Source organism: Cetobacterium sp. (assembly GCF_051658645.1).
In the GTDB taxonomy this organism is placed as follows: Bacteria; Fusobacteriota; Fusobacteriia; order Fusobacteriales; family Fusobacteriaceae; genus Cetobacterium_A.
Genome location: NZ_JBOFMZ010000066.1, coordinates 23,683 through 48,771, shown reverse-complemented (window position 1 = coordinate 48,771; position 25,089 = coordinate 23,683). Strand labels below are relative to the sequence as shown.

Annotated in this window: 22 protein-coding genes; 10 read left to right on the top strand and 12 right to left on the bottom strand. The window is 27.4% G+C overall.

The features are described 5' to 3' along the window. The first annotated feature begins 287 nt into the window (after positions 1 to 287). From ACRCZX_RS08495 to ACRCZX_RS08470, 6 genes are all read left to right on the top strand, one after another. Complete coding sequence (locus ACRCZX_RS08495; protein ID WP_438582500.1) at positions 288 to 1,952, top strand: formate--tetrahydrofolate ligase; 1,665 nt, start codon at positions 288 to 290, stop codon at positions 1,950 to 1,952. Positions 1,953 to 2,054: 102 nt separating this feature from the next. Next, positions 2,055 to 3,041 (top strand): AIR synthase family protein, encoded by a 987-nt coding sequence (locus ACRCZX_RS08490; protein ID WP_438582499.1) that lies wholly within the window; start codon positions 2,055 to 2,057, stop codon positions 3,039 to 3,041. A gap of 11 nt (positions 3,042 to 3,052) precedes the next feature. Next, positions 3,053 to 4,354 carry a 16S rRNA (cytosine(967)-C(5))-methyltransferase RsmB gene (rsmB, locus tag ACRCZX_RS08485; protein WP_438582498.1) on the top strand — a complete coding sequence of 434 codons (1,302 nt, stop codon included), beginning with the start codon at positions 3,053 to 3,055 and terminating at the stop codon, positions 4,352 to 4,354. Beyond that, a complete protein-coding gene (locus ACRCZX_RS08480) occupies positions 4,354 to 4,986 on the top strand; it encodes an O-methyltransferase (protein WP_438582497.1) in 633 nt (210 codons plus the stop codon). The genes rsmB and ACRCZX_RS08480 overlap by 1 nt, the downstream gene beginning before the upstream one ends. 24 nt (positions 4,987 to 5,010) lie before the next feature. Further along, positions 5,011 to 5,637, top strand: coding sequence for an MBL fold metallo-hydrolase (locus ACRCZX_RS08475; protein WP_438582496.1), 627 nt, complete (start codon positions 5,011 to 5,013; stop codon positions 5,635 to 5,637). A 9-nt stretch (positions 5,638 to 5,646) separates the two neighbouring features. Continuing rightward, positions 5,647 to 6,591, top strand: a complete 945-nt coding sequence (locus tag ACRCZX_RS08470) for an NAD(P)/FAD-dependent oxidoreductase (protein WP_438582495.1) — start codon at positions 5,647 to 5,649, stop codon at positions 6,589 to 6,591. A 52-nt stretch (positions 6,592 to 6,643) separates the two neighbouring features. On the opposite strand, the gene ACRCZX_RS08465 is transcribed toward ACRCZX_RS08470, so the two are convergent. The 3 genes from ACRCZX_RS08465 to ACRCZX_RS08455 form a co-directional block, all read right to left on the bottom strand. Continuing rightward, complete coding sequence (locus ACRCZX_RS08465) at positions 6,644 to 8,755, bottom strand: glutamine synthetase III family protein (protein WP_438582494.1); 2,112 nt, start codon at positions 8,753 to 8,755, stop codon at positions 6,644 to 6,646. A 115-nt stretch (positions 8,756 to 8,870) separates the two neighbouring features. Beyond that, positions 8,871 to 9,638, bottom strand: a complete 768-nt coding sequence (locus ACRCZX_RS08460) for an IclR family transcriptional regulator (protein ID WP_438582493.1) — start codon at positions 9,636 to 9,638, stop codon at positions 8,871 to 8,873. 10 nt (positions 9,639 to 9,648) lie between these two features. Then, positions 9,649 to 10,494, bottom strand: a complete 846-nt coding sequence (locus ACRCZX_RS08455; RefSeq protein WP_438582492.1) for a CvfB family protein — start codon at positions 10,492 to 10,494, stop codon at positions 9,649 to 9,651. 238 nt (positions 10,495 to 10,732) lie between these two features. Here ACRCZX_RS08455 and ACRCZX_RS08450 point away from each other — a divergent pair, with 238 nt between their 5' ends. After that, positions 10,733 to 11,011 (top strand): LysO family transporter, encoded by a 279-nt coding sequence (locus tag ACRCZX_RS08450; RefSeq protein ID WP_438582491.1) that lies wholly within the window; start codon positions 10,733 to 10,735, stop codon positions 11,009 to 11,011. Then, positions 11,011 to 11,610, top strand: coding sequence for a lysine exporter LysO family protein (locus tag ACRCZX_RS08445; protein ID WP_438582490.1), 600 nt, complete (start codon positions 11,011 to 11,013; stop codon positions 11,608 to 11,610). The genes ACRCZX_RS08450 and ACRCZX_RS08445 overlap by 1 nt, the downstream gene beginning before the upstream one ends. Positions 11,611 to 11,642: 32 nt before the next feature. Here ACRCZX_RS08445 and ACRCZX_RS08440 read toward each other — a convergent pair whose 3' ends face one another. The 5 genes from ACRCZX_RS08440 to ACRCZX_RS08420 are packed head-to-tail and all read right to left on the bottom strand — an operon-like array spanning position 11,643 to position 18,931. Continuing rightward, complete coding sequence (locus ACRCZX_RS08440) at positions 11,643 to 13,163, bottom strand: hypothetical protein (RefSeq protein ID WP_438582489.1); 1,521 nt, start codon at positions 13,161 to 13,163, stop codon at positions 11,643 to 11,645. Between the two features lie 19 nt (positions 13,164 to 13,182). After that, positions 13,183 to 13,893, bottom strand: coding sequence for a diacylglycerol kinase (locus ACRCZX_RS08435; RefSeq protein ID WP_438582488.1), 711 nt, complete (start codon positions 13,891 to 13,893; stop codon positions 13,183 to 13,185). 9 nt (positions 13,894 to 13,902) lie between these two features. Next, positions 13,903 to 14,367, bottom strand: a complete 465-nt coding sequence (ybeY, locus tag ACRCZX_RS08430; protein WP_438582487.1) for an rRNA maturation RNase YbeY — start codon at positions 14,365 to 14,367, stop codon at positions 13,903 to 13,905. 17 nt (positions 14,368 to 14,384) lie between these two features. Beyond that, the gene (locus ACRCZX_RS08425) at positions 14,385 to 16,454 is read right to left on the bottom strand and encodes an HD family phosphohydrolase (RefSeq protein ID WP_438582486.1); all 2,070 of its coding nucleotides are present in this window, start codon (positions 16,452 to 16,454) and stop codon (positions 14,385 to 14,387) included. Positions 16,455 to 16,468: 14 nt separating this feature from the next. Continuing rightward, positions 16,469 to 18,931: an ATP-dependent DNA helicase gene (locus ACRCZX_RS08420; protein WP_438582485.1), complete on the bottom strand. Its 2,463-nt coding sequence runs from the start codon at positions 18,929 to 18,931 to the stop codon at positions 16,469 to 16,471. Between the two features lie 266 nt (positions 18,932 to 19,197). Between ACRCZX_RS08420 and rpsT the strand changes: the two genes are divergently transcribed. Both rpsT and ACRCZX_RS08410 read left to right on the top strand, forming a co-directional pair. After that, positions 19,198 to 19,458 (top strand): 30S ribosomal protein S20, encoded by a 261-nt coding sequence (gene rpsT, locus ACRCZX_RS08415; RefSeq protein ID WP_438582484.1) that lies wholly within the window; start codon positions 19,198 to 19,200, stop codon positions 19,456 to 19,458. A gap of 66 nt (positions 19,459 to 19,524) precedes the next feature. Next, a complete protein-coding gene (locus ACRCZX_RS08410; RefSeq protein WP_438582483.1) occupies positions 19,525 to 20,031 on the top strand; it encodes a KdsC family phosphatase in 507 nt (168 codons plus the stop codon). Between the two features lie 15 nt (positions 20,032 to 20,046). Here ACRCZX_RS08410 and ACRCZX_RS08405 read toward each other — a convergent pair whose 3' ends face one another. The 4 genes from ACRCZX_RS08405 to tilS all read right to left on the bottom strand — a co-directional run bounded on the left by ACRCZX_RS08405 (position 20,047) and on the right by tilS (position 25,062). Next, on the bottom strand, positions 20,047 to 21,156 hold the full coding sequence (locus ACRCZX_RS08405) for a YibE/F family protein (protein WP_438582482.1): 1,110 nt from the start codon (positions 21,154 to 21,156) through the stop codon (positions 20,047 to 20,049). A gap of 63 nt (positions 21,157 to 21,219) precedes the next feature. Then, positions 21,220 to 21,480 (bottom strand): 30S ribosomal protein S15, encoded by a 261-nt coding sequence (gene rpsO / locus ACRCZX_RS08400; RefSeq protein ID WP_438582481.1) that lies wholly within the window; start codon positions 21,478 to 21,480, stop codon positions 21,220 to 21,222. 122 nt (positions 21,481 to 21,602) lie between these two features. After that, on the bottom strand, positions 21,603 to 23,732 hold the full coding sequence (gene ftsH / locus ACRCZX_RS08395) for an ATP-dependent zinc metalloprotease FtsH (RefSeq protein WP_438582480.1): 2,130 nt from the start codon (positions 23,730 to 23,732) through the stop codon (positions 21,603 to 21,605). Next, entirely contained in the window at positions 23,722 to 25,062 is a 1,341-nt protein-coding gene (gene tilS / locus ACRCZX_RS08390) for a tRNA lysidine(34) synthetase TilS (RefSeq protein ID WP_438582479.1), read from the bottom strand. The genes ftsH and tilS overlap by 11 nt, the downstream gene beginning before the upstream one ends. Positions 25,063 to 25,089 lie beyond the last annotated feature (27 nt).

Sequence of the window (25,089 nt, the reverse complement as noted above, 5' to 3'; positions counted from 1 at the left end):
GAAAAAGAATATTCTTTTTAAGGCATAGACAAGCTATGTCTTTTTGTGATATCATTTTTTTACAAAAATATTTCAAGTCGAAAATCTTTATCCCTTTTTTAGGAATTGGACCTATTTTTCATCTTTAGTTAACAGATTCCTAAAAAATTTAATATATACTCATTTATATACCTTTTTCTTTTAAAAAAATCAATTTTTATTTTTTATGTTATAAACTCTTTCTTTTTTCTTTTTTTTAATGTACAATTGTATTATTCAAAATATTTATTTTACTTAGGGAGGGGTCTATGAAAACAGATATACAGATTGCACAAGAAGCTAAGATTTTAAAAATTTCTGATATTGCTTCTAAACTTAATATTAGCGAAGATTATTATGATACTTACGGGAAATATAAAGCTAAGCTTCATCTTTCTCTATTAGATGATTTATCTGCCAAAAAAGATGGTAAACTTGTTCTTGTTACAGCTATTACACCTACACCAGCTGGTGAAGGCAAATCTACTGTTACTGTAGGTTTAACTCAAGCTTTAAATAGAATAGGAGTATCGTCTGTTGCTGCTCTTAGAGAACCTTCTTTAGGACCAGTTTTTGGAATGAAAGGTGGTGCTACTGGTGGTGGTTATTCACAAGTTATTCCAATGGAAGATATTAACTTACACTTTACTGGAGATTTTCATGCAATCGGTGCTGCTCATAATCTTGTATCTGCATGTATTGACAACCACATAACTCAGGGAAATACGTTAAATATTGATAATACAAAAATCACTTGGAAAAGAGTGGTTGATATGAATGATAGAAATTTAAGAAATATTGTTGTAGGACTTGGTGGAAAATTAAATGGTTATCCAAGACAAGATTCCTTTCAAATAACTGTTGCATCTGAAATAATGGCAACTCTTTGTCTTTCAAACTCACTAAAAGAATTAAAAGAAAATATTGGTAAAATTGTATTTGGTTATAACTACAATGATAAACCTCTTACAATAAATGATATTAAAATATCTGGTGCTGTTACAGCTCTTTTAAAAGAAGCTATAAAGCCAAATTTAGTACAAACTTTAGAAAATACTCCTGTTATAATTCATGGTGGTCCTTTTGCTAATATCGCTCATGGTTGTAATTCTCTTCTAGCTACAAAACTAGCTTTGAAACTTTCTGATGTTGCTATTACAGAAGCTGGATTTGCTGCTGATTTAGGTGCTGAAAAGTTCTTAGATATAAAATGTAGAAAAGGAAATTTAAACCCAAATTGTGTTGTTATTGTTGCTACTGTTAGAGCTCTTAAACATCACGGTGGAACAAAGACTTTAAATGAAGAAAATTTAGAAGCTTTAAAGTTAGGATTAGCAAATTTGGATAAACATATTGAAAATATGAAGAAATTTAATCTCCCTGTAGTTGTAGCAATCAATAAATTTGTTACTGATACCGATAATGAAATAAATCTTATTAAAGATCATTGTAATTCTTTAAATGCTCCTGTTGCATTATGCGAAGTTTGGGCTAAAGGTGGAGAAGGTGGAGAAGAACTTGCTAAATTAGTTTTAGAAAAATTAGATGAAAATAAAAATGAGTATAAACCCCTTTATGAATTAGATTTACCTATTAAAGATAAAATTTCAAAAATATGTACTGAAATTTATGGTGCTAAAAATGTTTCTTTCTCTGGAGCTGCAAATAAAACTATAAAACAACTTGAAGATTTAGGATATGGTTCTCTTCCTATATGTATATCAAAAACTCAGAAATCAATTTCTGATAAAGCTAACCTTCTTGGAAGACCAACTGACTTTATAGTTGAAATAGATACTATTAAACTGGCTGCTGGAGCTGGATTCATAATTGCTATGGCTGGTGGTATAATTGATATGCCTGGCTTACCTAAAATTCCTGCAGCTGAACTTATCGATATAGACGAAAACGGTACTATTACGGGCTTATTTTAAAAAAAAACCAAAACCCTTACTTTAAATATAAGTAAGGGTTTTTTATTTTCAGAAAATATAGTATAATATATTATAAAATTCTACTGTATGCGAGGGGTAAATATGAAGATTGGTAAACTTACTATTTCAGATCTAAACGATTTAATTTTTAATAACATTAAAAATAGTAATGAAAATATACTTTCTACTGGTGAAATTGGAAGTGATTGTGCAGCTATTCAAGTTGGAGATAACATTATATATTTATCTACAGATCCTATTACAGGTGCCAATAATGGTTTAGGAAAACTGGCTATAAATATTAACTGCAATGATATTGCTACAGAAGGTATTTCACCAACTGGAATCATGCTTACTATATTAGCTCCTCCTCACACTAAAAAAGAGGAGATTGCATTAATTATGAAAGAAGCTCAAGATGAAGCTGATAAAATCGGAGTTTCTATAATTGGTGGTCATACAGAAATAACTGCAGCGGTTAACAAAACTATTATATCAGCTACTTCTATTGGTATTGGTCTAAAAAAAGATTTGAAAAAAAGAAAAAATATTATAGCTGATGATAGATTGATAATTACAAAAGGAATAGGTATAGAAGGTACTGGTATTATAGCATTTGAAAAAGAAAAAGAATTACTTCAAGTTCTTTCAAAATCAACAGTTAAAGATGCTAAAAATCTTTTGAATTTTACAAGTGTTGTTAAAGATGGTATTATTGCAAATAAATTTTCAAAAGGAATGCATGATGTAACTGAAGGTGGACTTCTTGGAGCTTTATGGGAATCTAGCTGTTTTTATAATCTTGGTTTAGAGATTTTTTATGAAAAAATATTTATTCATCAATCTACAAAAGAAATCTGTAAATATTTTAAAATAGATCCTCTCAAACTAATTTCAAGTGGTACGATGCTTATTGTTGTTAGTAAAGAAAATTCAAATTTATTGTTAAGAGAATTAAAAATGAACGGAATTGATGCTTTTGATATTGGTAGATTTACAGAATCAAAAGAGCGTTTGTTAATTAAAGATGGTAAAAATTTAAAAATTGCTTCACCAGAAAGCGATGAGTTATATAAAATTATACACTAGGAGAGATAATATTGAACATAAAACAGAGAGTTATAGGATTATTAAGTGAGCTTGAAAAAGGAAAATATTCAAACATACTTTTAAACGAATATTTTTCAAAGAATAATTTAAATAAAAATGAGCGTGGATTTATTACTGAAGTTTTCTATGGTGTTATCAGAAATGATATCTACTTAAATTACCAATTAGAAAAAAGAACTACATCAATAAAAAAAACTTGGATTAAAAATTTATTAAAAATTTCTATTTATCAAGCTACTTTCATGGAGAGTGATGACAAAGGTGTTGCTTGGGAAGCTACTGAGTTAACTAAAAATAAATATGGAATTCCTGTTAGTAAGTTTGTAAATGGCGTTATCAGAAGTTATCTTAGAGAAAAAGATGATGAAATTAAAAAATTAAAAGAAGAAAACAAATTAAATATTTTATACTCTTATCCTAAATGGTTCTATGATAAAATAGAAGCAGAATACAAAGAAAAAACAGAAGATGTTTTAACATCTTTAAAAAAGATTCCATATATGAGTATCAGAGTTAATACTTTAAAATATTCTGAAAAAGAGTTTGAAACTCTTTTAGATACTATGAAAATTGATATTATAAAAAAAGTAGATACTGTTTATTACGTTGATTCAGGTGCTGTATTATATACTGAAGAATTTAAAGATGGTAAAATTATTGCTCAAGATGCTTCTTCATATTTAGCAGCTAAGATTTTAAATCCTGCTTTAGGGGATAAGGTAGTTGATACTTGTAGCGCTCCTGGAAGTAAAACTGCTGTTTTAGCTCAACTTATGAATAATACTGGTGAAATTTATGCACTTGATATACACCAGCATAAAATAAAATTAATTGAAGAGAACTTAAAAAAATTAGGTATTACAAATGTTAAATCTATTAAATTAGATGCTAGAAATCTTAAAGAACAAGGTCAAAAATTTGATAAAATACTTGTTGATGCTCCTTGTAGTGGATATGGTGTTCTTAGAAAGAAGCCAGAAGCTCTTTACAATAAAAATATGACTAATGTTAATGAATTAGCTTTACTTCAATCTCAACTTTTAGAGTCTGCTGCTGCTGTATTAAAAGTTGGTGGAGAAATGGTTTACAGTACTTGTACTATATTCTCTGAAGAAAATACAGATAATGCTATAAAGTTTTTAAATAACAACAAAAATTTCTCTGTTGTTAAAATTGAACTTCCTGAAAATGTAAATGGTCATTTTGACTCTCTAGGAGGATTTTTAATTGATTACACTGAAGATATTTTAGATAATTTCTATATAATTAAATTAAGAAAGGATTTTGAATAATGTTAGAAGAATTAAAAGAAGCCAACAATTATATTGTTGGTAAAATAGAGGAGAAAGACTCTTTAATTTTAGAAATGGAGGCTTTTGCTCTAGAACATAATGTTCCCATTGTCACAAAAGAAGTCGCTAAATATTTAGAGTTCTTAGTATCAAGTTATAACTTTAAAAATATACTTGAAATTGGAACTGCTATTGGGTATTCTGGAACTATCATGGGACGAATTGCTAAAAAAAACAATGGTAAACTTACCACTATAGAAATAGATGAAACTAGATATAATGAAGCCTTAGAGAATTTTAAAAAAGCTAATCTTCTGGATTCTGTTAATCTGATTTTAGGTGATGGTATAGAGGAGGTAAAAAAAATAGATGCAAAATTTGATTTTGTATTTATTGATGCTTCTAAAGGTCATTATATGGAATTCTTTAACGATTCTTTCGAAAGACTTACTGATGATGGAATGATTTTTATTGATAATATCATGTTTAGAGGTTATTTATATAAAGAATACCCTAAAAGATTTAAAACTATAGTTAGAAGATTAGATGAGTTTATAACTTATCTCTATGAAAATCACAACTTTGTTCTACTTCCTTTTGGAGATGGAATTGGTCTTGTAAAAAAGAACTAAAATAATATCTTGGAGGTTATCTTAATGAAAATTAAAGTCTTTCCTTTGGGAAGCTATAAAACAAATTGTTACTTAGTTTGGAACAACACTAATGAAGCTTCTCTTTTTGACTGTAGTGACTCAACTTTACAAAATATTGTATCTTTTATAAAAGAACATAATTTGGTTTTAAAAAATGTTATTTTAACTCACGGTCATGGAGATCATATTGGTGGTACAAATGAAATTAAAAATATTTTTCCTGAAATTCAATTATTCATTGGAAAAGAAGAAGAAAAATTTCTTACAGATGCTTCTCTAAATTTATCTCACGCTATACAAGGATTTGATTTTAAGTATACTGGTGAGTTTACTCTTTTAAAAGAAGGAGATTCTATTTTTGGATTTGACGTTATCGATACTCCTGGTCACACAATTGGTTCTAAATGTTTTTATAACAAAGAATCTAATTTTATGATTTCTGGGGATACACTATTTAGAAGAAGTTATGGTAGATATGATCTGCCTACTGGAAATTTATCACAACTACAAAAAAGTTTAAAAAAGATTTGTGAAATTTATCCAGAAGATACCATTGTATATAGTGCCCACACTGAACCTACACTTTTAGGTGAAGAAAGAAGAGTATTGAAATCCCAAGGAATGTTTTAGGAGGATCATATGAATAAGAAAATTTACGATGTTGTTATTATTGGAGCTGGACCTGCTGGTTTAACTTCTGCGCTTTATGCTGGTAGATCTAATTTATCAGTTTTAGTAATTGAAAAACCTAATGTTGGTAGTCTTTTGATGGCTCACAAAATTGAAAACTATCCAGGAATAAATAATTCTCCAACTGGAAAAGAAATTTATACTTTAATGAAAGAACAAGCTTTAAAATTTCACGCTGAATTTATTAATGCTACATTTTTAGGTTTTGACTTATCTGGAGAAAATAAAATAGTTAAAACAGATAAAGAAAATTTTATGACTAAAACTATTATAATTGCAAGTGGATGGGCTAAAAATAGTTCTAAAAAACTTCCAGGTGAAGGAGAATTTTTAGGTAAAGGAGTTTCTTACTGTGCTACATGTGATGGTGCTTTTACTAGAAATATGAGTGTTTCTCTTTTTGGTAAAGGTAAAGAAATTGCTGAAGAAGCTCTATTCTTAACAAAATATTCTAAAGAAATTCATATGTTTGTTAGTGATGAACTAGAAGATTTTGGAGATGAAAGTCTTACAGCAACTCTGAAAGCTAATGATAAGGTTAAAATTCATCTTTCAAGCAAACTTCTTGAGATTAAAGGTGAAGAGTTTGTTGAGGAAGTTGTTGTTGAAGAAAGTGGATTTATAAATATTTATAAATCTCAGTTTGCATTTTTATATTTAGGAACTAAGTCGTTAAAAGAACTATATGGTGAAGTTGCTCCGTCGGATGAGAATGGTTATATTATTACGAATGATTCGATGCACACTTCTATTGAAGGTATTTTTGCAGCGGGAGACGTTCGATCTAAAAATATTAGACAAGTTACAACTGCAACTTCAGACGGTACAATTGCTGCGCTTGAAGTTATAAAATTTGTTTTAAAAAAAGAGAATTTAAAAGCTCAATATAATTAAATTTAGTAACAAAAAAGTCAGAGTTTAAAACTCTGACTTTTGTTTTTTATATCTATAATCTAAATAACATATCCTCATATGTTGGTACTGGCCATACTTTCTTTTCAACTTGATGTTCTAAAAGGTCTATAATATCTTTTAAACAACTTAATAGTGGAATAATTTCTTTATTTAAATATTGAACCTTCTCATATAAACCTTCTATTTCATTAGCTATTACAAGTTGAGATTCTAATTGAGCTAAATAATCTTTTAAACGATTTTTTCCTGCCAATAATTTTATCAAATGTGCTTTATCCGCTGTTAAAAAGTCATCATCTCCGAGAACTTCTCTCAAAGATAAAATACTATTTGATATTTTCCCAGCATATTCCATTAAAGCTGGATATATCTCGTTTCTAGCAATTCTAACCATTGAGCTACCCTCAATGTTAATTTGCTTTATATAACGCTCACAATATACTGAATATCTCGCTTCTAGCTCTTCTGGAGATAATACCTTCGAATTTTTAAATAAATTAACTATGTTCTCTTGTTTATATACTTTTAATCCTTCAAGAGTATTTCTTAAATTTTTCAACCCTCTTTTTTCAGCTTCGATTTTCCAACTTTCTGTGTATCCATTTCCATTAAAAACTATTCTTTTATGTTTTTCATATCTATTTTTTATAAGTTCAATAATTTCTTTCTTTAAATCTTTTGGTGTGATTTTTTCTAATTTATCAGCATACTCTTTTATTACAGTTCCTATTATTGTGTTTATAATAAATGTAGGTGTTGATGCTGATGCACTTGAACCTGGCATTCTAAATTCAAATTTATTTCCTGTAAATGCAAATGGAGATGTTCTATTTCTATCTGATATATCTTTTGGTATTCTTGTAAAGTTCTTAACACCGAATTCCATATTTTCTTGAGCTTCATTTACAGGAACTATTTCTCCAATATTTTTTAGAATTTCTTCTAATTCATCACCTATAAATACAGATATTATTGCTGGTGGTGCTTCATGACCACCTAACCTATGATCATTTCCTGGAGTTGCACAAGATGCTCTCAATACATCTGAATATCTATCTACACCCTCTAATATTGCAGTTAGAAACACCAAAAATTGAAGATTATTTTTCGATAAAGAAGATGGATCTAATAAATTTTCACCTAAATTTGTAGCTAACGACCAGTTACAATGTTTTCCTGAACCATTTACACCTTTAAATGGTTTTTCATGTAATAAAGCACTTAATTTATGTCTATCAGCAACTTTTTTAATTATATCCATTGTCAATTGATTCTGATCAACAGCGACATTTGCTGTAGTAAACATAAGTGCTATTTCAAACTGATTTGGAGCTACTTCATTATGCTTTGTTTTAGCCATAATCCCAACTTTCCATAACTCTGCATCTATTTCGTTCATTACTTTTTCAACTTTTTCTTTAATACTTCCATAGTAGTGATCATTTAACTCTTGGCCTTTTGGAGGTAATGAACCAAAAATTGTTCTACCTGATAACATCAAATCTTGACGTTTTTCCCAATATTTTTTTTCTATTAAAAAATACTCTTGCTCTAATCCTAGGGTATTTGTAATTGATGTCACTGCTGATTTAGGATCCAAAATTTTCTTTAATCTTAAAGATTGCTCTGATATAAAATCTATTGATCTTAATAAAGGTACTTTTTTATCTAGTGCCATTTGATTATATCCAATAAATGCTGTTGGTATATATAAAGATTTAGATAATCCCTCTCCTCTTAAGAACATTGGTGATTTACAATCCCATGCTGTATATCCTCTCGCTTCAAAAGTTGATCTCACTCCTCCATTTGGAAATGAAGATGTATCTGCTTCTCCTTTTATAAGCTCTTTTCCTGAAAATTGAGAAACAAAACTTCCATCTGAAGACATTGAAATAAACGAATCATGCTTTTCAGCTGTTAACTCTGTTAACGGTTGAAACCAATGAGTAAAATGAGTAGCTCCATTTTCTGTAGCCCAATTTTTTACAGCATTAGCTATTGAGTCTGCAAGTTCTATTGATAATTCTTTTTCTCCATTTTGAACTTTTTTAAACTCTTTAAAATATGATTCTGGTATTCTACTTTTTAACTTATCCTCAGTGAAGCAGAATTTTCCGAAAATTTCTAGCATGTTGTTCATAAATCCTCCTCTTTTTTCGTTCTACATTGTCGAACGTTGTTCATCAATTAAAAAATGTTATACTTACAATATACTATTTTTATACTTTTGTCAACCAAAAAATAAAAGAGAGGAGTTAAAACTCCTCTCTTGCTCCTAATTCGAACGATATTTTTTTGCTCATAGCTACCATTCTAGGTGCTAGATTTGGTAAAATATGCATTAGTTTTTCTCTTGTTGCCATTATTGATGCTGTTCCAACAAACTCATTGTTAATTTTAAATATTGGTACAGATATACAATATATTCCTAACTCAACTTCAGAACGCTCTAAAGAATATCCATCTTTTCGAATCTTATGTATTTCATTCATTAAAGTTTCACGATCTACTATAGTACTATTAGTATATTGATATAATAAATCATTAGCAAATATAGCATCCATATTTATATCTTTAGAGTATGCTAGTGCTAATTTCCCAGATGCCGATGCATTTAAAGGTATTTTTGTCACTGATGTGCTTATTGTGTAATACATTGTATCTGATTGAACTCTATCAACTAACTTCAAATGTTCTCTTTTAAATAAAAACATATTTACTGTAACAGAAAACTCCTCTGAAATTTGAACCAAATATTTATGGCCTATATTTTTTATCAAAACATCTTCATTTACAATAAAGCTCTTCTCTATAAAAGCTGGTCCTAAAGAATAATTACTATTTTTCTCATTCTGTTCTAGATAAGAATTTTTTAAAAGCGTTGAAACTATCCCATGAACTGTACTTTTACTTAATTTTAGTTTTTCACTAATTTCTTTTAAAGATAATTCATGAATCTCTTCATTAAAACAATTCATTATATCTATTGCTCTTTGAATAGATTGTATAGTTTTTCCTTCCATAAAATCCCCTCTACTTAAGTATAAAGTATCCTTCTTCAGTCTTCTCTACTTTCCCTTCTTTCAGAAGTCTTCCCATAGCTCTTTTAAATGCTTTCTTACTCATACCAAAGTATTCTTTTATTGATTCTGGAGAACTATCATCATTAAATCTAAAGTGAGTTTTTAAAATTTTCATTTTAGCCATTAATTTTTCCCCATCTTTATCCATTTGAACAAAAGCTAACTCTCTCATTGCTAAATCTATTTTTCCATCTTCTCTTACTCTCATAACTCTTGCTTGAATCTCTTCTCCTATAGTGAATTTCTTATAACATTCACTTGTTGGAATTAATCCATAGTATCTATTATCTACTGCAACAAATATTCCAATTTCAGGATTTATTCTATATACTGTTCCTTCTACAAAATCATTCTTTTTGTAATCTTTATTTGGCATTAAGAAACTATATATTTTCATTGTTGCTGATAGTCTACCTTTACTATCTTCATATATTCCTACTAAAACCTCATCTCCATTTTTAACAACTCCATCCATTTGAGCATGAGGTAGTAATAACTCTTTCTTTAATCCCCAGTCTAAAAACGCTCCTAATTGCTCATTTATATCTGTTACATGAAGTTTTCCAATTGTTCCAACCGTTAAAGCTGTTTTTCTGAATGTTGCTGTTAATCTATCTTCTGAATCTCTATATATCATTACATCTAATTCATCGCCAATTTCTAAATTTTTTCCCTCTAATTCATTATTTGGTAGAAGAATATTATCTGTTGAATCTCCCGTTCCAGCATCTAAGTGTGCACCTTTACTACTGAAATTATTAATCTTCATTGCTTGTCTTTTTCCTACTTTTACCATTTTATGTCTCTCCTTACTATTTTACTCCAAATAGTTTCTAAATAAATTTAAATTAAACTTTTCATTTATTTTATATTTATACCAAAATTTACAATTTATATTTTTTACAAAATTTAATATATTATTATACCATACTTTCTAAATAGAATAAAGAAAATTGGATTTTTTTTATTCTATTTGATTAGTAATATATCTTTATGATAAACTTTATATTATACTTAAAATTCAGGAGGAAATTATGCTAAGAATTTTGCTTTATATTTTTATTATTTCTTGTGGTATTTTTTTAAGTAAACATGATCTTATACCTTTTTGTATCAAAAGTAAAACAAATATTTTCCAGACTACATGCCTTTTTTTCTTGTTAGGGGTTATGGGATATAAAATCGGTAGTAACGAACAAATTATAAGGGAATTTCCACAACTTGGACTAAGAGCTCTTATTATAGCTATTTTATCAATTGTAGGAAGTGTTATTGTTACAGCAGTATTTTTTAAAAAAGTTGGTGATAAGTGATGTTTGGAATTTGTTCTTCTATTGTAATTGGTACTCTTATAGGATTATTTTTTAACACTTCATTTTTATCTTTATACTCTGATTACTTTATTGATTTAGGATTATGTCTATTACTTTTCTTTGTTGGAATAGATATTGGCAAAAATTCAAATGTTTTTTTTAAATTAAAAAAATATGGGCATCGAATATGGTTTCTTCCTTTTTCTACTATTTTAGGTTCATTATTTGGTGGTTTTTTAGGGTCGTTTATTCTTCCTATTTCTATAGGAGAATGCCTTGCTATATCTTCTGGTCTTGGTTGGTATTCTCTTTCCGCAATTGAACTTTCTAAAATTAGTATTGAATTAGGAAGTGTTGCTTTTTTAAGTAATGTTTTTAGGGAAGTTATTGCCATTTTGATTATTCCTATAGTTGCAAAACATATTGGAAGCTTTGAATCTATATCGGTTGCTGGTGCTACTGCTATGGATACTCTTTTACCTATAATAAACAAAAGTAATAGCTCAGATATATCTATTGTATCATTTTTTTCTGGTGTAATTCTTACAGCATCTGTTCCTATTTTAGTTCCACTTATCATTAGTATTTTTAATCTTTAATATAAAAAATGCACTCTTTCAGGTGCATTTTTTTAAAATAATATTAAATCATATATGTCTTGTATTCTATATGGACTTGGTAATTTTATCTTTATATTTTCCCAAACTTTCGTAAACATCTCTTGATTCATATCTTTCAATTGATTATAAGCTTGATTTTTATAAAGAATATTATCTCCACATTTTTTTATAGCGTTTAAAACTGCTGTTTTTACTCTCATAAAATTCTGATTATCTATTAAAATTAGACTATAATAATCTGCAAGTAATTCATTTTCTACACAATGCTCAAGAGTTAATATTTTTCTAATTATACTTCCTAAATAACCAACACACAAATTTTTACTAAACATTCCAACCCTTTCACCTTCAACTTCAATAAAAGGTAAAAATATATCTTGATGATGATAATCTTGAACTGATTTAGTAAAAAATAAAAAATTAGAAAATATCGTTTTCTTTTTCACTTCTTTTCTTATAAATGATTTATCTACTTGGTAAACTGCTCCTATATGAGGAAACAGTGAAACAGTTAAATCTTCAGAATGACAAAAATTAACTATGTTTTCTTCATATACTTTATTTGTTTTTACTCTTCTAATAAAATAATCCGCTTCATAAAGCTCTTCTGTTAAATTATCAATTTTAAACAAAGCATTAAAAACTTTATTATTATCTAATAATTTATTTTTACTATCCATAGATAATTTTCCTAATAAGTTTTCAAATTTTGTATTTTTTATAAAACTTTTTACAAAACCTTCATCTATTTGTGGTGAAATTTCTGTATTACTTCTAATTAATAATGTATTGTTATCTTTTATAACTTTTCCTTTTTTCAATTCTTTTAAAAAGAATGATAAATATTCGTTTTTAAATTCTATGAAATATTGTTTTTCTATGTCATCTAAATCTAGTTTTTTTAGAATTTTATCATAATTAAAGAAATCTAATAAATTTATTATTCCATCTCTATTTATTCCAACTGCATTCCAAGTACATGTATAAGGAATAAACCCTCTTTCTTTATCAACCATTATACTAACAAATTGAGCTATACCCCCACCTAAAGAATGTCCTGTAATAGATATTTTTTCTTGTGGAATTTTAAATTCATCATATATTCTATTAAAAACATCTAATCCATTATAAAACTGTAGTGGCTTTATGCCTAGTCCTATTTTTAAATCATTTTCTATAAAATCTTTATAAGCATCTTCTAGAGGATACTTTTCACTTCCTCTATAAGAAATTACATATTTGTCATGTTTTATATTTTTAAAAACAACACTGTAAAATCCTGTAGAATCTTTATCTGAATTAGAAGCTCTTTTATTATCCACATAAAATATTTCCCAATTTTGTAAAATGTCTTTAAAAAAATCATAAAATAAATATCTAGTTTTTGAATTTGAAAAATTAAATCCATCACTATCTAATTTTAACGAATCATTTTCTCTATAAATTTGTTCTAAATTTTTGTTATAATCCTCTTCAGAAAAATTGCAGTAAGAAAGAACACTCAATAAAAGATAATCTTTAGCTCTTTGCATTATATCACTTCCAAATAATTCAAATTTTTAATAATGATAAAAATAAATAAGTAACCCCCATTCCTAAAGCGGCACCTATAATTGTTTCTAAAACAGTGTGAATTTTTCCCTCTACTCTAGATTGTAATACTAAAATTAGTAAAAACAATGAAAGGTAAAAAATTCTTACATCGTTTGTTAAAAAGAAAATTCCTGTAAATAAAGCACCACCAAGAGCGCTGTGTCCACTAGGAATTCCTCCTCTTAAGGGAGTTCCTTTTTTAAAGAAACTTTTGATTGATATTACTAATATAACTAAAAATATCATTATAAAAATAATTACATTAGCATAAGACTCTTTTAATAAATCAAAAAAACTTGCAAACTCTCCTGAAATTCTTTTATGAAATACTAAATAACCAACTATTATCGCATTTGTTGCTGCTATAAATACCGCTCCTGCTCCAACATCTTTTGCTCGTTTGGCAAATAAATTATAATCTGGTGAAACTAAATCTACAAAACTTTCTATTCCTGTATTTAGTAATTCAGCTGCTAAGACTAAAGACATACTTATTGATAAAACAATCAATTCCATTCTACTAACACCTAAAAATACTGAAAGCATTAAAACTAAAATTGTACAAAAAGAATGAAATTTCATATTTCTTTCTGTTCTAATAGTTTCTATGATTCCTTCAATTGCAACATTAAAACTTTGTGTTATATCCTGTTTAGTTTGCTTTTTCATTGTATCCTCCTAGCCTCTAGTATGTCCAAATTTTCCTAATATTTCTTCTTCTCTTTCTCTCATCTCTTTCTTATCCTCTTCTTCTATATGATCATATCCTAAAAGATGTAACATTCCATGAGTTAAGACATAAAAAAATTCTCTTCTAAACGAATGATTGTATTCTTCACATTGCTCTTTTACTCTTTCTAATGATATTATTATATCTCCAAGAGTATCATAAGGACCTATCATATAATCTTCTGTTTCATGATATGCAAAAGATATTACGTCTGTAGGTTGATCCTTATCTCTAAAATCTCTATTTATCCTCTGAATATCATCATTTCCAACTAAAGCTACCGATATATAAACTGGTTTTTCAGATTCAAATTCATCATTTAAAACCTCACATATATAATCTTTCACTTCATCTTCTTTTAAATATTCTCCGTATCCTTCTATTTCTAAAGAAAAATCTAATACTACTTCCATTTTTCGTTACCCCTTCTCTATTTTTGTCCTGGATATTTTATTCTAACATGATGAATACTCATCAAAACTTTTGTAAATGTTTTTATTATTATTTCAATCTCTTTAAATGTAAGTGCTGCTTGTGACAATTGATTATCTTCTATTTTAGAATTTATTATTCTTCTTAACATATTTTCAATTTTTATTGGTGTTTTTTCATCTAAAGACCTTACTGCTGCTTCTATTGAATCAGCTAACATTATTATTGCAGATTCCTTACTTCTTGGAATTGGGCCACCATATTTAAAATCATCTTCTATTACTGTAGAATCTAATTGTTTAGCTTTATTATAAAAATATGCTAACATTGTTGTTCCTTGATGCTCAAACATGACATCTCTAATCTCTTTCGGAATTTTATATTCTCTACCCAGTTCATTTCCATCTTTAGTATGAGATGTTATTATCAATGTACTCAAAAATGGTGATATTTTTGAGTGAGGATTTTCTCCACCCTCTTGATTTTCTACATAAAACTTTGGTCTTTTCATCTTTCCAATGTCATGATAATAAGATGCTACTCTTGCAAAGATAGCATTAGCACCAATAGCCTCTGCTGCTGCTTCAGATAAAGTTGCAACCATCATTGAATGATGAAAAGTTCCTGGAGCTTTCATAGACAAAAGCTTTAATAGTGGATGAGATAAATCTCCTAATTCCAACAATCTAAATGTTGTTAAAATATTAAATGTTTTTTCAAAATATGGTAGTACAGCTATTGCTAACATTCCTGATAATAATCCAGATACAACAATTTCAGTACTTTGTAGAGCTATTAAACTCTTTTCTCTTCCTATAAAATATGTTAACAATAAATATAAAAAGAATTTAGTAACTGCTAGTTTCATTCCTAAAGCAATTAATTCTTGCCTTGTTGTAACTTTTTCAATTAGATAGGATCCCATTAAACAAACTAACAATGTTATAATTATAAATATTGGATCGTATCCTACTATTGGAAATAAGAATGTTATCGACATTAAGGTCATTATAAATGCAAAATCTCTCGCAAAAAGTATTGACATTAAAAAAAACATCGTTTCAAAAGGAATAAAGTATATATGATCTGGTTGTGTAAATCTATATGCTAAAAATCCTATTGTATATATTAAAAATAAGCTTCTATATATATTTTTATTTAAAATGTTCTTTTTAAATTTATTTGCCAACAAATGATAAAAAATCACCGTTAAGATAATTGCATATAGCAGATTACAAATTGAAAATCCTAAACTTTTTTTATATGAATATATCCCTACAGCTTCTAAAAGCTTTGATTTACTATCTGTTATTATGTCACCTTTTTTTACGAGCAGCGAACCAGCTTTAATATCCAAAATTTGATCTTCTATCTGTATGATTGTTTCAGCTATAGAATTTTTTGTTTTTGTTTCATCATAAATATAATTCGCTGTTAAAAAATTATCTACAATTATTTTATCAAGCTCTGATAATTCTGAAAAGAGTTCATCATTTGGAGGTGAGATTGTTAAAACACCTTTCTCTCTAATAATTCCTGTTGCATAAGCTTTTGTTAAAAAACTTGTTACTCTTTCCTTTGTTTCTAACAGATCTTTTTTGTTCATTTGAGTTAAATCTGTTATCAATTTAGGAGGTAGCTGCTTTCCTATAACATCTTCAACTTTATCCAAATATAATCTGTTTTTTTTAAAACCTTTTTTTAATATTTCATCAAAAAGATTCTCAGCAGCAGATATATATACTGTTCCTGCTTGTGCTACATATATATATTCTTTTTTTGAATTCTCCATTAAACTTTTTATAATATCTTGTTTCTTGTCTCTATCATTAAAGAGTATGCTTTTAGGAGAATATATGTCACTTATTGCAACGTCACCTACATCATATTTTTGCGTATTTACTATGTATCCACTCTTTGAACTAAGAACTATTAAAACAATTATTAAAATAAGATAAAATATTTTTTCTTTAAGGTGATTATCTTTAGTATATAATTCAGCATCATCTAAGTTTTTTTTATTAATTTTAAAAGTTAAACTCAAACCAAAAAGCTCAATTTTTTTCATATTAGTTACTCCTTTTAAGTTTTAGAAATATCTTTTAATATATCCTCTTTATTAAGTATCTTTATATTTTTAGTTGGTATTGCTTCTTTAAAATATTTTCCATAGCTTTTTGTTGTTACTCTATTATCTAATATTGTAATAATTCCTTTATCACTTTTACTTCTTATTAATCTACCTATACCTTGCTTAAATTTAATAACAGATTCTGGAATTTGGTATTCTACAAAAGCATTTTTATTTTGCTGTGCAATATTTTCTATTATTGCTTCAGTTATAGGGTCACTAGGTACTTTAAAAGGCAATTTTACTATTATTACAGAACTTAATTGCTCTCCTTTTATATCAACTCCTTCCCAAAAAGAATCTGTTCCAAATAAAACTGGATTTTTTATATCTTTGTATATATTTACAAGTTGAGTTCTAGGAGCTTGACCTTGAATTAATAAATTTAATCCTGCACTTTCCAAATCATCTTTTATTAAATAATATATATAATTTAATGTTCTATACGAGGTAAATAGTATAAAACATTTTCCAGAAGTTTTCAATATCAAATTTCTCAAAAAATCTATAATGCTATCATTAAATTTAGGATCACTTGGATTTAAAAGATCTTTTGGTAAATATACTTTCATTTGTTTATTATAATCAAATGGTGAATGTATAACTTTTTCTAATGTTTTTTCTTTTAATCCTATACTTTCTTTAAAATACGAAAAATCATTTCCTATTGCTATTGTTGCCGAGGTAAATATCATCTGCTTTAAGTTAGAATATAAACTTTTATCTAATTCTTTGTCTATTTTTAATGGTGTTGCAACTAATTTAGAATTGTTTTTTTTCCCATTTACATCTATCCAATAAATAAATTTTTCATCATTCAACAAATTAACAAACTTAAAATTTTCAAAAAATAAATCTAATCTATCGACATACCTAGAAAAATCACTTATATATCCTTCTTTATCATCTAAATCTTTCAATCTCCCTAAAATCGTCTTAACTTTTTTTAAATATGTAGATAAATCTGCTATAAATTCATCCTTAAAATTATCTAATTGATTATAGAATACTTCTTTTTCAAATTCTTTTTTCTTTAATCTATAAGTTATGCTATTTGTTTGTCCTTTTGAAAAAATATCAATTAAAAAGTTAAAATAGTTTCTTCCAGATGCAAATAAATTATTATGCCTTATTCTTATATCATTTTGTAAATGAGATATTGTTGTTGTTTTTCCATCATAATCACATCGTTCTAAATATTGTATTAAAATATCTAAACTTCCTATTCCTCTTTTTTTAGATTTCTCAATAGAATATATTTGATTCATTGTTTTTGTAAATCCATATTTTGAAACTTCATATGAAAAATAATCTCTTGCTACTTTCTCAACATTATGTGCTTCATCAAAAACGACTAATTCGTATTCTGGAAGAATAGAATACTCTGTATTAAATCCTATTTCTTTTCTTATTGCTAGATCTGAAAAATACATATGATGATTTGTTATTAATATATCTGCTTTTTTCTTTTCATCTCTTGCCTTTAGAAAATAACATTCTGCTTTAAATTGACATTTATTTCCTATACACATATCACTTTCACTTTGGAAATTTTCCCAAATAATATAATCTACCTCAAAAGGAAGCTCTGCTTTATCTCCACTCTCTGTTTTTCCTCCCCATTTTAAAACTTCTTTAAATTGAGTTTTTTGACTTTGACTATAATCTTCAAAATCAACTGTCTCTCCCATTGATATATTATGTAATTTTCTATTACATAAATAATTTCCTCTTCCTTTAACTAATATATAATTAAATTCTTCTTGAATAACTTTTTTAGCAATTGGAATATCTTTATTTAATAACTGCTCTTGCAAATTTATTGTGTTTGTACTTATTACAACTCTTTTTTTATTCTTAATACTCCATTCAATTGCAGGAATAAGATATGCTAACGTTTTTCCTGTTCCTGTTCCTGCTTCTACTATGACTTTTGTCTCAGTATTTAAACCTTTTTCTATGAGTGTTGCCATTTCTAGCTGTTCATTTCTGTATTCAAATTCACTAAAAACTCCCTCTAAAAGACCTTTTTTTTCAAAATATGGTTTTACATCTATTTTTATATTTTCTTTCTGTAATAACTCAACTACTATATACAACTCTGTAACATGATTATTAATTATATAAAAACCACCTTCTAATTTAAGAGAGCAAATAGAAGATATTTCTATATCTGAATCTGACGGGTATAAATGCCCTGAAGGATTATTGTGTATTATAACCTCACCTTTTTTCATAGCCTTTAGCATTGTTGATAAAGAATACTTGTTTCCCCTTGCTAAGACTTCTATTTCTACAACTATTCCTTCTTTATTTGGAATTCCTCTAAAAAAAACTTCTTTTCCATCTACATTTTCTATTTCTAATTTTATTTTATCTCTAGCTTTTAAAGATACTTTTTCTTCTATATTCATTTTTTATCCTTTCTTTATTATATTCTATCTCTCATATAATACTCTTTTTTTCAAAAAATATAAATTATTTTTTTTATTATCTTCTTTTTTTATATAAAATATGATAAAATATACTCAGTCCATTGTACATATTTGTGTCTCTTTTTATGCTTGCCTGTCAAATTGAAATACTTATACTAACTAGGATAATCATATTGACATTAACTGTTATTTATGTTATCATAATATGAAAAAATTTATTTAAAATTAAAAGGGAGGTTTTTGATTTGGCACATTCAAAATCAGCAAAAAAGAGAATATTAGTAGCAGAGAGAAACAGAGAGAGAAATCAAGCTGTAAAATCTAGAGTAAAAACTATGCTTAAAAAGGTATTAGTATCAGTAGAAACTAAAGAGGTTGAAGCTGCTAAAGCTGCTTTATCTATCGCTTACAAAGAGTTAGACAAAGCTGTTAGCAAAGGAATCATGAAGAAGAATACTGTATCTAGAAGAAAAGCAAGATTAGCTGCAAGAGTTAACTCTTTATAATTGATGCTATTAAAATAAAACTGGGGGACTTCCTCCAGTTTTATTTTATTTTTGAAGGAGGAATTTATGATTAAATTTATTGTTTTAGATGTTGATGGAACTCTTACTGATGGTAAGCTTTACATTTCAAATTCTGGCGACGAAATGAAAGCTTTCAATGTTAAGGATGGTCTTGGAATTACCCACGCAATTTCTCAAGGTAAAATAGTTGTTATAATCACTGGAAAAACTTCAGAAATAGTAAGAAAACGTTGTGAAGATTTAGGAATAAAAGAAGTTCATCAAGGAATTAAAAATAAAGTTGCAATTTTAGATTCTATTTTAGAAAAATATAATGCTTCTTATGAAAATGTAGCATATATGGGAGATGACTTAATCGATTTAAATGTAATGAAAAAATGTAAACTAGCTGCTGCACCTAAAGATTCTGTAGATGAAATTTTAAAAATCTCTAATTTCATTTCTACTAAAAATGGTGGAGATGGAGCGGTAAGAGAATTTATTGAATATATCTTAAAAAAAGAAGATTTATGGGATACTGTTTTTAATAAATTTTCTACAATTGAACAATAAAAAAATAGCTGAGTTTCAGCTATTTTTTTTTGTAAACATCAAACAACATAAATATGAAGTTATTGGAACAGCGACTAATATACCTATACTTCCTGCAAAAGCTCTTAATATATCAGCTGCAACGGATTCAAAATTTAAAATTCTGATTAAAGGAAACTGTTCTTTTTGTAAATATATAAATAATGTAGATAAAATTCCACTTCCTATATAAGCTAAAATAAGAGTATTTACCATTGTTCCTATTATATCCTCTCCTATTCTAATTCCTGATTCAAAAATATCTTTTTTAGTTATTTCTTCATCTCTATTTTTCAATTCTGTTAATGCTGAAGAGATTGACATTGAAACATCCATTACAGCACCCATACTACCCAATATAACGCCAGCTGATATAATTTCCCTAACTCTTACACCTTGGAGTAATGCAGAGTAATTTAAGGCTTCTACAGATACAAATCCTGTCATTGCCATTTTATATGAAAAATACATTGAAATTATTCCTGCTACTATAACTCCTGCTACTGCTCCTAAAATTGCTACAACTCCTTTTTTAGAAAATCCAGCTGTTAGAAATATTGTAATTATTGAAGATAAAAGTGCACAGAAAGTTGATATTAAAATTGGAGAATACCCTCTTGCTATCATTGGTAAAAATATGTTATAAATAATTGCTACGACTATAACTAAAGATAAAATAGCTTTAACTCCTTTTAATCGAGCAATCAAAATAGTTAAAGCTATAAAAAATCCGACTATTATTAATATTGAATTTCTTTTATCTACATCAACTATATAATATTTATTTTCATTTTCTTCATTCGTTTCTTTATATAAAACTACTTTTTGATTTTCTTTTATAAAAATATTATAAGCTTTTTCTAAATATATTGGTGATTGAATTATGATTTCTTTATTTTTATCTTCACCTTCTAAAATTTTCACTCTGTATTCTTCAATCTCTTTTATTCCATCTTCTTCATTATATTCACTTTTTAATGTGTTCTCTAAATATAAAATTTTACCTCTTATATATTCTTCAGGTATATTTTCTTCATAAGCACTATATTCTTCACAAAATAAAGTTAATGAAAATATAGCGAATATTAAAAGTAATATCTTTTTCATTTTGTCACCTCAACTTTTATAAAATCTAAAAAAAAAACGAGGAATACTTCCTCGTTTTATCTATTACTTTCTGATTCCTAATTTAGCGATAAGAGCTCTGTATCCTTCGATATCTTTGCTAGTTAAGTAACTTAATAATCTCTTTCTCTTTCCAACCATTTTTAATAATCCTAATCTTGAATGGAAATCTTTCTTGTGAGTTCTTAAGTGGTTTGTTAAGTGGTTTATTTGTGCAGTTAATATTGCAATTTGAACCTCAGTAGATCCAGTATCTTTACCATCTTTTCCGTATGCTGTTATAATTTCTGCTTTGTTTATAGCCATTTTTAGTGCCTCCTGAATATTTAATATCTATGCCAAGATTTTCGGGGCTTAATCGTATAAATCCTAGCATAGATTACAATTATTATATCACATCTATTATTTTTAGTAAAGATATTTTATATTTAGTCTAAAATTGATTGAGCAGCTTTTAACTTAAGGTCTTCTTTAATTTTTTCTTCTTCTTCTTTTAAATCAACTATTTTATCTTTAATAGCATTCTCTTTTTCTAACCTTTCAACAGTTTCTCCTGCTAACATTTGATCAAGTTCTATACCATTTATAGTTTCTAATCTTAATAAAGCTTGAGTTATTGTTTCTAATATGTCTCTATTTTCTGTTAAAATTTCTTTTGCTTTTAAGTAAGCATTTGAAACTAAACTTCTAATTTCATCATCTATTTCTTTTGAAGTTGTTTCACCATAAAGTTTCTGTGGGAACATATCACCCTCACGAGTTGCATCTAACATTATTGGTCCAAACTTATCACTCATTCCATATTTTGTTACCATCCCGTGCGCTATTGCTGTTGCTCTTTCTATGTCATTACTTGCACCTGTAGTTATATCTCCAAATACAATCTCTTCTGCTGCTCTTCCACCTAATAAAGTTACAAGTTCAGACAAAAATTCGTTTTTTGATTTTAAATATCTATCCTCTGTAGGAAGTGTCATAGTGTATCCTAATGCCGCCATTCCTCTTGGAATTATAGTTACTTTATGAACTGGCTCAGTGTGTGGTGATAACCTTTGAGTCATCGCATGTCCAACTTCATGGTAAGCTACAATAATTCTTTCTTTTTGTACTGCCATTCTTGATTTTCTTTCTGGACCTATTGTTACCTTTTCAGAAGCTTCTTCTAAATCAGACATATCTATCTCTTGTCTTCCTGCTCTTGCAGCCAATATAGCCGCTTCATTCAACATATTAGCTATATCTGCTCCTACAAATCCAGGTGTTTTTCTTGCAATAATCTCTAAATCTACATCTTGTGCAAACTTTTTATTCTTTGAATGTACTTTTAATATTGCTTCTCTACCTTTTATATCTGGTCTATCCACAACTACTTGTCTATCAAATCTTCCAGGTCTCATTAAAGCTTTATCTAAAATTTCTGGTCTGTTTGTTGCTGCTAAAACTATAATTGTTTCTTCAGTTCCAAATCCATCCATTTCTACTAAAAGTTGGTTTAGTGTTTGCTCTCTTTCATCGTTTCCTCCACCTTGCCCACTTCCTCTTTTTCTACCAACAGCATCTATTTCATCTATAAAAATTATACATGGTGAATTTTTTCTAGCTTTCGAGAATAAATCTCTTACTCTTGATGCTCCAACTCCAACAAACATTTCCACAAATTCAGATCCAGACATACTAAAGAATGGAACACCTGCTTCTCCTGCTACTGCCTTTGCCAATAATGTTTTTCCTGTTCCTGGAGCACCTAATAATAAAACTCCTTTTGGAATTTTAGCTCCTAAATTTTTAAATTTATCAGGTTCTTTTAAAAATTGTACTACTTCTTCTAATTCAATTTTGGCTTCATCTATTCCTGCTACATCACCAAATGTTACTTTAGATATATTTTCACCATTTTCTTTTGCTTTAGATTTCCCCATATTGAAAATTTGAGGTCCTCCTCCACCTCCACCTTTATTCATTTTATTAAGCATAAATATCCAAACACCTACTAATAATAGCATAGGGAACCAAGATGCTAACATATTCAATAAGAATGGTAATTCCTGTGGTGGTAATGATTCTATTTGAATAGTTTTTGCTTCTATTAAATTAGTTAATTGTAAATCTCCACCTAATCTATCTGTTATCATTCTAGCTTTCAAAGTCATTGCATCTTTTTCAGAAGTATATCCATAAATGTATCCTTCTTTTTCATCAACTCTTACAAGTTTATCTTCTTTCATATTCTTTATAAAATCAGTATAACTTATTGTTTTTACATTTGATGTCTCTGATTTTGAAAACATTGTTGGAAGTGATAAAATTATAGTCACGATGAATAATAGCATTATAAAACCTTTTAAATTAAATTTACCTCCAGGCTCTCTTCCTTCATCTGAACCTTTACCCATACCTTCTTTTAGTTTTTCTTTAATTTTTCTTTTTTTCTCTTCTAGCTTCTCATCCTCAACCTCTTTGTTAGCTTCATCATCCTTATCGCTGTTATTGTGTTTTTTTGGCTCTTCTTCAATGAAGTTATACAATGCCATCTTTTCACTATCTTTTCTATTCTTCATCTTGCCTCCTTATGATTAGCTTAATTCCTTTTTTATTTTTTTCACATTTAAAATTTTCACTTTTTTTAATTCCTGAAATCCAAATAATTTCATCTTTTTTTAAAAATAATGGTATTTTACTTCTAAGATTTTTAGGTATTTTTTCATTAATAAATATATCTTTTACTTTTTTATAAGATTCCATTCCTAATGGTCTTATTATATCTCCATCCTTTCTTGTTCTAATCTCTATAATGTCACCAATTTCTAAATTCGTTAAAAATTCATTTTTACCAAAACTTTTATCATCTTCTGTCGCTTCTATAATATATTCATCTAGTTTTATACTAAAAGGTATTTTTTCTTCTAACTTTATACTTTTATTTTCAATAATATCCATTTTTTCCTTTTCTAGCCAAAGACTTTTATATTGTTTTTTTAAAAGATAGTTTTTTTCCATATGTACTACTTTACTTCCAGAGGTATAAAGTAATTTTATTGCATTTTTTATCTTTTCTCTTGAAGACTCTAAATTATTTTCTTTAAAATATTCATTTATAATTTTACCTTGGATATAAGGTGTCTCTAATTTTATTAACTCAGTATTTAAAACCCAATTATTATTTTCAAGAATTTTGTATTGAGATAAATCAACTTTTAACATCTGATTAACATCTCTTATTTCTTTAATCAGATTGTGGATTTTTTCTTTAAAAGAACTGTTATATCTTTTTTCTATTGAAGGGATTAAATCTAATCTTATACTATTTCTTGTAAAATCATTTTCAAAATTTGTTTCATCTATTCTATATTTGATTGATTTGCTATTTAAAAATTCTAAAATTTCACTTTTATAAATCTCATTGATAGGACGAATAATATTATCTCTATTCTGAATTCCTTCCAAACCTTCTAGAGAAGAACCTCTAACAAGTCTAAATAAAAAGTTTTCAATTTGATCATCTAGATTGTGTGCTATTGCAATTTTATTGCTCTGTGTTTTTTCTAAAATTTCTTCAAAAAAATCGTATCTAATAATTCTTCCTGCTTCTTCTAACCCAATTCCCTTTTCTTTAGCAACTTCTTCAATAGAAGCTCTTTTAGTAAATACAGGTATTTCTAAACGAGCCCCATATTCTATGCTAAATTTTTCATCACCATTCGAATTTTCTCCTCTTAACAAATGATTTATATGCACTAAAACTATTTCAAAATTTAATTCTTTTTTTAAAAGTTTTAAAACTTCTAACAAAAACACTGAATCTGGTCCTCCAGAGAAACCTAAAACTATTTTATCTCCAGTTTTTATTAATTTTTCATCTTTTATTTTTTCGATAATTTTCTTTAACATCCTATATCCTTCACAACAGTATTTTAT

Excerpts from the sequence above, each read along its gene's own strand:
- ACRCZX_RS08495 (WP_438582500.1), top strand. The coding sequence starts at position 288 with ATGAAAACAGATATACAGATTGCACAAGAAGCTAAGATTTTAAAAATT.
- ACRCZX_RS08490 (WP_438582499.1), top strand. The coding sequence starts at position 2,055 with ATGAAGATTGGTAAACTTACTATTTCAGATCTAAACGATTTAATTTTT.
- ACRCZX_RS08480 (WP_438582497.1), top strand. The coding sequence starts at position 4,354 with ATGTTAGAAGAATTAAAAGAAGCCAACAATTATATTGTTGGTAAAATA.
- ACRCZX_RS08475 (WP_438582496.1), top strand. The coding sequence starts at position 5,011 with ATGAAAATTAAAGTCTTTCCTTTGGGAAGCTATAAAACAAATTGTTAC.
- ACRCZX_RS08470 (WP_438582495.1), top strand. The coding sequence starts at position 5,647 with ATGAATAAGAAAATTTACGATGTTGTTATTATTGGAGCTGGACCTGCT.
- ACRCZX_RS08465 (WP_438582494.1), bottom strand. The coding sequence starts at position 8,755 with ATGAACAACATGCTAGAAATTTTCGGAAAATTCTGCTTCACTGAGGAT.
- ACRCZX_RS08460 (WP_438582493.1), bottom strand. The coding sequence starts at position 9,638 with ATGGAAGGAAAAACTATACAATCTATTCAAAGAGCAATAGATATAATG.
- ACRCZX_RS08455 (WP_438582492.1), bottom strand. The coding sequence starts at position 10,494 with ATGGTAAAAGTAGGAAAAAGACAAGCAATGAAGATTAATAATTTCAGT.
- ACRCZX_RS08450 (WP_438582491.1), top strand. The coding sequence starts at position 10,733 with ATGCTAAGAATTTTGCTTTATATTTTTATTATTTCTTGTGGTATTTTT.
- ACRCZX_RS08445 (WP_438582490.1), top strand. The coding sequence starts at position 11,011 with ATGTTTGGAATTTGTTCTTCTATTGTAATTGGTACTCTTATAGGATTA.
- ACRCZX_RS08440 (WP_438582489.1), bottom strand. The coding sequence starts at position 13,163 with ATGCAAAGAGCTAAAGATTATCTTTTATTGAGTGTTCTTTCTTACTGC.
- ACRCZX_RS08435 (WP_438582488.1), bottom strand. The coding sequence starts at position 13,893 with ATGAAAAAGCAAACTAAACAGGATATAACACAAAGTTTTAATGTTGCA.
- ybeY (WP_438582487.1), bottom strand. The coding sequence starts at position 14,367 with ATGGAAGTAGTATTAGATTTTTCTTTAGAAATAGAAGGATACGGAGAA.
- ACRCZX_RS08425 (WP_438582486.1), bottom strand. The coding sequence starts at position 16,454 with ATGAAAAAAATTGAGCTTTTTGGTTTGAGTTTAACTTTTAAAATTAAT.
- ACRCZX_RS08420 (WP_438582485.1), bottom strand. The coding sequence starts at position 18,931 with ATGAATATAGAAGAAAAAGTATCTTTAAAAGCTAGAGATAAAATAAAA.
- ACRCZX_RS08410 (WP_438582483.1), top strand. The coding sequence starts at position 19,525 with ATGATTAAATTTATTGTTTTAGATGTTGATGGAACTCTTACTGATGGT.
- ACRCZX_RS08405 (WP_438582482.1), bottom strand. The coding sequence starts at position 21,156 with ATGAAAAAGATATTACTTTTAATATTCGCTATATTTTCATTAACTTTA.
- rpsO (WP_438582481.1), bottom strand. The coding sequence starts at position 21,480 with ATGGCTATAAACAAAGCAGAAATTATAACAGCATACGGAAAAGATGGT.
- ftsH (WP_438582480.1), bottom strand. The coding sequence starts at position 23,732 with ATGAAGAATAGAAAAGATAGTGAAAAGATGGCATTGTATAACTTCATT.
- tilS (WP_438582479.1), bottom strand. The coding sequence starts at position 25,062 with ATGTTAAAGAAAATTATCGAAAAAATAAAAGATGAAAAATTAATAAAA.